This window comes from Mycoplana sp. BE70 (assembly GCF_031455855.1).
GTDB lineage: Bacteria > Pseudomonadota > Alphaproteobacteria > Rhizobiales > Rhizobiaceae > Mycoplana.
The window spans coordinates 267,092-273,091 of sequence record NZ_JAVDTM010000009.1 but is presented as its reverse complement, the minus strand read 5'-3'; the positions used below and the strand labels follow the sequence as shown (position 1 = coordinate 273,091).

The window sequence follows — 6,000 nt, the reverse complement described above, 5'->3', positions numbered from 1 at the left end:
CGCCATGGAAGAAAAGCTGCGCTTCGCCATCCGCGAAGGCGGCCGTACCGTCGGCGCCGGCATCGTAGCCTCGATCGTCGAGTAATCGACGGCGAGGCCGATGGCGACAGCATGCCGACGGCGCAAGAATCGGGCAAATGGCGCGTCAGCGCGATTTGCCTGCGGCGCCGGCATCGTAGCCTCGATCGTCGAGTAATCGGCGAAGGTAAAACAGGCGAAACGCTCGGGCCGCGTCGCTATGCGGCCCAGGCATAGCCGCCACGAAAGATTTAGTCGGTCGCACCGCTTGCCGACGACGCGAAAATAGTGCAAATGGCGCGCACGCGTGATTTGCACCCTGCTTCGTCATGGTGCGATCGCCAAAGGACAAGGCCGGCCACGGCCGCTCAAATAGGAAGGGGCAGGGGAAACCCTGTCCCTCCGATCTTTGAAAAGCTAGCGGACTGGCCGGACATTAATCGAAGTTCAATGCGTGTTCCTCTAATGGAGCCGCGGTAAACAAGAACAAGGACAAGTCGTATGAACGGCCAGAACATCCGCATCCGCCTCAAGGCGTTTGATCACCGGATCCTCGATGCCTCGACGCGCGAAATCGTGTCGACGGCCAAGCGTACCGGTGCAGGCGTGCGCGGCCCGGTGCCGCTTCCGACGCGTATTGAAAAATTCACGGTTAACCGGTCGCCTCACATCGACAAGAAGAGCCGCGAACAGTTCGAGATGCGCACTCACAAGCGTCTTCTCGACATTGTCGACCCGACCCCTCAGACGGTCGACGCCCTGATGAAGCTCGATCTCGCCGCCGGCGTCGACGTAGAGATCAAGCTCTAATCGGGTTCTCAAGTCCGGCGTAAGCCGAATAACAAGGAAGGTACGTGGCGGTAACGCCAACGGCTTCTAGGAACGGGAAACCCGAAGGTCGGACGGCCTCCGTGGAATCCTTAAACAAGAGGCGTGTGGGGGCTCTGCCCCGACAGGACTTCTAAGAGGAATGAACCATGCGTTCAGGTGTGATTGCACAGAAAGTGGGAATGACCCGCGTCTATAACGACGCAGGAGAGCACGTTCCTGTAACAGTTTTGCGATTGGACGGCTGCCAGGTTGTCGCCCATCGCACGGAAGAAAAGAATGGCTACACCGCAGTTCAGCTCGGTGCCGGCCATTCGAAAGTCAAGAACACGTCGAAGGCGCTTCGCGGTCAGTTTGCCGCTGCAAGCGTAGAGCCGAAGGCGAAGCTCGTCGAGTTCCGCGTTTCCGCCGACAACCTTGTCGAGATCGGTGCGGAGCTTTCCGCCAGCCATTTCGTCGCCGGCCAGCTGGTCGACGTCACTGGCACCACGATCGGTAAGGGTTTTGCCGGTGCGATGAAGCGCCACAACTTCGGCGGTCTGCGCGCCACGCACGGCGTGTCCGTCTCGCACCGCTCGCATGGTTCGACCGGCTCCAACCAGGATCCGGGTCGCGTCTGGAAGGGCAAGCGCATGGCTGGTCACATGGGCCAGACGCGCGTCACCACCCAGAACCTCGAGGTCGTTTCGACCGATGAGGACCGTGGTCTGATCCTCGTCAAGGGCGCCGTACCGGGTTCCAAGGGTTCCTGGATCGTCGTTCGCGACGCCATCAAGTCCGGCACGCCGGCTGACGCTCCGCGTCCGGCCGCTGTTCGCGCCGCAGCTAAGTAAGGGAGCCTGGTTATGGATCTCAAAGTCACGACCCTCGAAGGGAAGGACGCCGGCAAGGTTTCCCTCTCCGACGCGATCTTCGGTCTGGAGCCGCGCGAGGACATCATCGCCCGCGTCGTTCGCTGGCAGCTTGCCAAGAAGCAGCAGGGCACCCACAAGACCAAGGGCCGCGCTGAAGTTTCCCGCACCGGTGCCAAGATGTACAAGCAGAAGGGCACGGGTCGCGCTCGTCACCATTCTGCCCGTGCACCGCAGTTCCGCGGCGGCGGCAGGGCTCATGGTCCGGTCGTTCGCAGCCACGAGCATGACCTTCCGAAGAAGGTTCGCGCCCTCGGCCTGCGCCACGCGCTTTCCGCAAAGCTGAAGGCAGAAGACATCATCATCATCGATGATCTCGTTGCTGCCGAAGCAAAGACCAAGGCACTGGCCGGCTCGTTCGCCAGCCTCGGCCTGACCAACGCGCTCTTCATCGGTGGCGCCGAGCTCGACAACAACTTCAAGCTCGCAGCACAGAATATCCCGAACGTGGACGTTCTGCCGATCCAGGGCATCAACGTTTACGACATCCTGCGCCGTGGCAAGCTCGTGCTTTCCAAGGCTGCAGTCGAAGCTCTGGAGGAGCGGTTCAAATGACGGATCTTCGCCACTATGATGTGATCGTCTCGCCGTCGATCACGGAAAAGTCGACGCTGGTCTCCGAACAGAACCAGGTCGTATTCAACGTCGCCAAGCGCGCTTCCAAGCCTGAGATCAAGGCTGCGGTCGAAGCTCTGTTCGGCGTCAAGGTCACGGCTGTGAACACGCTCGTCCGCAAGGGCAAGATCAAGCGTTTCCGCGGCTTCTCCGGCCGGCAGGGAGATGTCAAGAAGGCGATCGTCACGCTTGCTGACGGTCAGTCGATCGACGTCTCCACCGGGCTCTAATCGGGCAGTCGGCTAAAGAGGAAACAAGAAAATGGCATTGAAAAGTTTCAATCCGACCACTCCGAGCCAGCGTCAGCTCGTCATCGTCGACCGTTCGGGCCTGTACAAGGGCAAGCCGGTCAAGGCTCTGACCGAAGGTCTCTCCAAGAGCGGTGGCCGTAACAACCTCGGTCGCATTACTGCCCGCTTTATCGGCGGCGGTCACAAGCGCAGCTACCGTCTGATTGACTTCAAGCGTCGCAAGTTTGACGTCGAGGGCACGGTCGAGCGCCTGGAATACGACCCGAACCGTTCCGCGTTCATCGCTCTGGTGTCCTATGCCGATGGCGAGCAGGCCTACATCCTCGCGCCGCAGCGTCTTGCTGCCGGCGACAAGGTGATTGCCTCGGACAAGGCGGTTGACGTCAAGCCGGGCAACGCGATGCCCCTGCAGTACATCCCGGTCGGTTCGATCGTTCACAACGTCGAGATGAAGCCGGGCAAGGGCGGCCAGATCGCCCGTTCGGCAGGCACCTTCGTCCAGCTCGTCGGCCGTGACCAGGGCATGGCTATCCTTCGCCTGAACTCCGGCGAACAGCGCCTCGTACCGGGCTTGTGCCTGGCCACCATAGGCGCCGTATCCAACCCGGATCACGCCAACATCAACGACGGCAAGGCCGGTCGTACTCGCTGGCGCGGCAAGACCCCGCATAACCGCGGTGTCGTCATGAACCCGGTCGACCACCCGCACGGTGGCGGCGAAGGCCGCACGTCCGGTGGTCGTCACCCGGTTTCGCCGTGGGGCAAGCCGACCAAGGGCAAGCGTACGCGTTCGAACAAGTCGACCGACAAGTTCATCATGCGCTCGCGCCACCTGAAGAAGAAGTAAGAGAGGTTAGTCAGAAATGGCTCGTTCAGTATGGAAAGGCCCGTTTGTTGACGGCTATCTTCTCAAGAAGGCTGAGAAGGTGCGCGAAGGCGGCCGCAACGAGGTTATCAAGATCTGGAGCCGTCGCTCCACGATCCTGCCGCAGTTCGTCGGTCTCACCTTTGGTGTCTACAACGGCAGCAAGCATGTTCCGGTCAGCGTCAATGAAGACATGGTCGGGCACAAGTTCGGTGAATTCTCTCCGACCCGGACCTACTACGGTCACGGTGCGGACAAGAAGGCGAAGAGGAAGTAACGATGGGCAAGGCAAAAGCCGAACGTCGGCTGAAGGATAACGAGGCGCAGGCCATTGCGCGCACGATCCGCGTCAGCCCCCAGAAGCTCAACCTGGTTGCCGCGATGATCCGCGGCAAGAAGGTCGACCGCGCTCTGGCCGAACTTGAATTCTCCCGCAAGCGTATTGCCGGCACGGTCAAGAAGACCCTGGAATCGGCGATCGCGAACGCTGAGAACAACCACGATCTCGACGTCGACTCGCTCGTCGTCGCTGAGGCTTACGTCGGAAAGTCGATCGTCATGAAGCGCTTCCACGCCCGCGGTCGCGGTCGTGCATCGCGTGTCGAGAAGGCTTTCTCGCACCTGACGATCGTCGTCCGTGAAGCTGAAGCCAAAGGGGAGGCCGCATAATGGGTCAGAAAATCAATCCGATCGGCTTCCGCCTCGGCATCAACCGTACCTGGGATAGCCGCTGGTTTGCCGACAACGCCGAGTATGGCCAGCTGCTTCATGAAGACCTGAAGATCCGTAGCTATCTGATGGGCGAACTGAAGCAGGCCGGTATCTCGAAGGTCGTCATCGAGCGTCCGCACAAGAAGTGCCGCGTCACGATCCACTCGGCTCGTCCGGGTCTGATCATCGGCAAGAAGGGCGCAGACATCGAGAAGCTTCGCAAGAAGCTTTCCGAGATGACCAGCTCCGAGACGCACCTCAACATCGTTGAAGTGCGCAAGCCGGAAACCGACGCGACGCTGGTTGCCCAGTCGATCGCCCAGCAGCTCGAGCGTCGCGTGGCCTTCCGCCGTGCGATGAAGCGTGCGGTTCAGTCGGCAATGCGTCTTGGCGCCGAAGGCATCAAGATCACCTGCGGCGGCCGTCTGGGTGGCGCGGAAATCGCCCGTACCGAATGGTACCGCGAAGGCCGCGTTCCGCTGCACACGCTGCGGGCGGACATCGACTATGGTACGGCAGAAGCGGAAACCGCTTTCGGCATCTGCGGCATCAAGGTCTGGATCTTCAAGGGCGAAATCCTTGAGCACGATCCGATGGCCTCCGAGCGCCGCGCGACCGAAGGTGAAGCCCAGGGCGAACGCCAGGGCGACCGCCGCCGCCGTGAAAACGCTTAATTCGCTTTAGGCGAGCAGATCGGAGAATAGAAAATGTTGCAGCCAAAGCGTACTAAGTACCGCAAGCAGTTCAAGGGCCGCATCAAGGGCGTCGCCAAGGGCGGCTCGGACCTCGCCTTCGGCGAGTTCGGCTTGAAGGCTCAGGAACCCAACCGCGTCAACGCACGCGAAATCGAAGCGGCCCGCCGCGCGATCACCCGCTACATGAAGCGTGCCGGTCGCGTTTGGATCCGCGTGTTCCCGGACGTTCCGGTAACCGCAAAGCCGACCGAAGTCCGCATGGGTAAGGGCAAGGGTTCGGTTGAATACTGGGCATGCAAGGTCAAGCCCGGCCGTATGATGTTTGAGATCGACGGCGTCAGCGAAGAGATCGCCCGCGAGGCTCTTCGTCTGGGTTCCGCCAAGCTCTCGGTCAAGACGCGCTTCGTACAGCGCATTGCAGAGTGAGGATTGAGCCATGAAAGCCGCAGATGTTCGCGCACTCAGCGCCGACCAGCTTAACGACGAGCTTGCCAAGTTGAAGAAAGAGCAGTTCAATCTGCGCTTTCAGAAGGCGACCGGCCAGCTCGAAAAGTCCTCGCGTATCAACGAAGTCCGCAAGGATATCGCGCGCGTGAAAACCATTGCCCGCCAGAAGGCGGCAGAAGCCAAGGCCTAAGGACCAAGAAAAATGCCGAAACGCATTCTGCAGGGCACCGTAGTCAGCGACAAGAACGACAAGACCGTTGTCGTTCGCGTCGAACGCCGCTTTGCACACCCGCTTCTTCAGAAGACCGTTCGTCGCTCGAAGAAGTACAAGGCGCACGACGAAACCAACCAGTTCAAGGTTGGCGACGTTGTTTCCATCGAGGAATGCGCGCCGATCTCCAAGGACAAGCGCTGGACGGTCGTTTCCGCCCAGGCCTGATACAACACTTTTCGCGCAAGGGGTTGCCCTTTGCGCGAAAACCTGTATGAAGCAGCGCAAGGACGCTCGGAATCGCGAGCGTCTTTTGCTTTCAGCGCAGGGAAGGTCCCGGGTTTCGCCAGGCGGAACTGACGAGGAAACCACCTTGGCAAGACCCATCCCGCGCGAAAACATGGATTCTCATAAGCTGGAACAGGGGGCATCCGTGCCCAACCGGTCC

General features: G+C 60.5%; 11 protein-coding genes and 1 pseudogene. All 12 read left to right on the top strand.

The features are described from left to right. Positions 1–85 (top strand): annotated as a pseudogene (locus J2Y48_RS18380) (elongation factor Tu); the annotation flags it as partial. 434 nt (positions 86–519) lie between these two features. After that, positions 520–828, top strand: coding sequence for a 30S ribosomal protein S10 (rpsJ, locus tag J2Y48_RS18375; protein WP_108001314.1), 309 nt, complete (start codon positions 520–522; stop codon positions 826–828). Between the two features lie 167 nt (positions 829–995). After that, positions 996–1,679 carry a 50S ribosomal protein L3 gene (rplC, locus tag J2Y48_RS18370; RefSeq protein ID WP_310420858.1) on the top strand — a complete coding sequence of 228 codons (684 nt, stop codon included), beginning with the start codon at positions 996–998 and terminating at the stop codon, positions 1,677–1,679. A gap of 12 nt (positions 1,680–1,691) precedes the next feature. Continuing rightward, complete coding sequence (gene rplD / locus J2Y48_RS18365) at positions 1,692–2,312, top strand: 50S ribosomal protein L4 (protein ID WP_310420857.1); 621 nt, start codon at positions 1,692–1,694, stop codon at positions 2,310–2,312. Continuing rightward, positions 2,309–2,602 (top strand): 50S ribosomal protein L23, encoded by a 294-nt coding sequence (locus J2Y48_RS18360; protein ID WP_310420855.1) that lies wholly within the window; start codon positions 2,309–2,311, stop codon positions 2,600–2,602. Before rplD ends, J2Y48_RS18360 begins: the two co-directional genes overlap by 4 nt. 31 nt (positions 2,603–2,633) lie before the next feature. Further along, positions 2,634–3,470, top strand: coding sequence for a 50S ribosomal protein L2 (gene rplB, locus J2Y48_RS18355; protein ID WP_310420853.1), 837 nt, complete (start codon positions 2,634–2,636; stop codon positions 3,468–3,470). Between the two features lie 16 nt (positions 3,471–3,486). Beyond that, positions 3,487–3,765, top strand: coding sequence for a 30S ribosomal protein S19 (rpsS, locus tag J2Y48_RS18350; RefSeq protein WP_075627127.1), 279 nt, complete (start codon positions 3,487–3,489; stop codon positions 3,763–3,765). Positions 3,766–3,767: 2 nt separating this feature from the next. Next, complete coding sequence (gene rplV, locus J2Y48_RS18345; RefSeq protein WP_310420851.1) at positions 3,768–4,157, top strand: 50S ribosomal protein L22; 390 nt, start codon at positions 3,768–3,770, stop codon at positions 4,155–4,157. After that, the gene (rpsC, locus tag J2Y48_RS18340) at positions 4,157–4,873 is read left to right on the top strand and encodes a 30S ribosomal protein S3 (protein ID WP_310420849.1); all 717 of its coding nucleotides are present in this window, start codon (positions 4,157–4,159) and stop codon (positions 4,871–4,873) included. The genes rplV and rpsC overlap by 1 nt, the downstream gene beginning before the upstream one ends. A 33-nt stretch (positions 4,874–4,906) precedes the next feature. After that, on the top strand, positions 4,907–5,320 hold the full coding sequence (rplP, locus tag J2Y48_RS18335) for a 50S ribosomal protein L16 (RefSeq protein ID WP_003573792.1): 414 nt from the start codon (positions 4,907–4,909) through the stop codon (positions 5,318–5,320). Positions 5,321–5,330: 10 nt separating this feature from the next. Next, positions 5,331–5,531, top strand: a complete 201-nt coding sequence (gene rpmC, locus J2Y48_RS18330) for a 50S ribosomal protein L29 (RefSeq protein ID WP_112599126.1) — start codon at positions 5,331–5,333, stop codon at positions 5,529–5,531. A 12-nt stretch (positions 5,532–5,543) separates the two neighbouring features. Next, positions 5,544–5,780 carry a 30S ribosomal protein S17 gene (gene rpsQ / locus J2Y48_RS18325; protein ID WP_310420848.1) on the top strand — a complete coding sequence of 79 codons (237 nt, stop codon included), beginning with the start codon at positions 5,544–5,546 and terminating at the stop codon, positions 5,778–5,780. Positions 5,781–6,000: the final 220 nt, after the last annotated feature.

Bases quoted from the DNA above. Each gene is read 5' to 3' on its own strand.
- rpsJ (WP_108001314.1), top strand. From the start codon at position 520: ATGAACGGCCAGAACATCCGCATCCGCCTCAAGGCGTTTGATCACCGG.
- rplC (WP_310420858.1), top strand. From the start codon at position 996: ATGCGTTCAGGTGTGATTGCACAGAAAGTGGGAATGACCCGCGTCTAT.
- rplD (WP_310420857.1), top strand. From the start codon at position 1,692: ATGGATCTCAAAGTCACGACCCTCGAAGGGAAGGACGCCGGCAAGGTT.
- J2Y48_RS18360 (WP_310420855.1), top strand. From the start codon at position 2,309: ATGACGGATCTTCGCCACTATGATGTGATCGTCTCGCCGTCGATCACG.
- rplB (WP_310420853.1), top strand. From the start codon at position 2,634: ATGGCATTGAAAAGTTTCAATCCGACCACTCCGAGCCAGCGTCAGCTC.
- rpsS (WP_075627127.1), top strand. From the start codon at position 3,487: ATGGCTCGTTCAGTATGGAAAGGCCCGTTTGTTGACGGCTATCTTCTC.
- rplV (WP_310420851.1), top strand. From the start codon at position 3,768: ATGGGCAAGGCAAAAGCCGAACGTCGGCTGAAGGATAACGAGGCGCAG.
- rpsC (WP_310420849.1), top strand. From the start codon at position 4,157: ATGGGTCAGAAAATCAATCCGATCGGCTTCCGCCTCGGCATCAACCGT.
- rplP (WP_003573792.1), top strand. From the start codon at position 4,907: ATGTTGCAGCCAAAGCGTACTAAGTACCGCAAGCAGTTCAAGGGCCGC.
- rpmC (WP_112599126.1), top strand. From the start codon at position 5,331: ATGAAAGCCGCAGATGTTCGCGCACTCAGCGCCGACCAGCTTAACGAC.
- rpsQ (WP_310420848.1), top strand. From the start codon at position 5,544: ATGCCGAAACGCATTCTGCAGGGCACCGTAGTCAGCGACAAGAACGAC.